Consider the following 620-nt stretch of genomic DNA (forward strand, 5'->3'; position numbering starts at 1 on the left):
CGGCACCAGTCGATGATCTGCGGGCTGCAATAGTGACCGTCGGCCCGGATCAGGATCCGGATGTTCGGCCAGTTGCTCCGGATCGCCCGCACCAGGCGGCGCAGGTGAGCGCGGATCTCAGCCCCACTTGGCCGCTTGGCCGGTCGCAGGACAGCAGCCACGAACCGGCCGTCGCCATCGAACACAACGATCGGCTGGAAGCCGTACTCGTCGTGATGGGCATTGAAGAGGCGGAGCTGCTGGTTGCCGTGCACGGCGTCAAACGTGTCGTCGATGTCGAGCACGATCCGCTTCGGAATCTGCCGGAAGGAGGCGCAGTAGAGGTCGACCATCGTCCGGCCCATGGCGAGCAGCGAGCGCACATCGGGTAGGTTCTCCAGCCGACACATCGTCGATTGCGACGCCAGATCCCGACCCGAAGGGGGCGCATCCTGGGCCATCTTGAAGACCGGGTCGGAACGCAGCCGGTTGGCGTCGTTGCCATCCTCGTAACCGGCGGCGATCATCTTCATGCGGAAGCCGATCATATCTGCAAAGTTGTGGATGACCTGGTCCGGGCTGCGTGGATCATCGATGCAGCGCGCCAGACGGTCGGCCACCCGCAGTCGTTTCTCCACCTC

At 64.4% G+C, this 620-nt stretch carries 1 protein-coding gene; it reads right to left on the reverse strand.

The genetic code is table 11. The features are described from left to right. Window positions 1–620 (reverse strand): IS1380 family transposase (locus NKI52_RS32680; protein ID WP_352700874.1); only part of this gene is annotated, 620 nt, incomplete at both ends.

The organism is Mesorhizobium sp. M0590 (assembly GCF_040320905.1).
Lineage (GTDB): Bacteria > Pseudomonadota > Alphaproteobacteria > Rhizobiales > Rhizobiaceae > Mesorhizobium.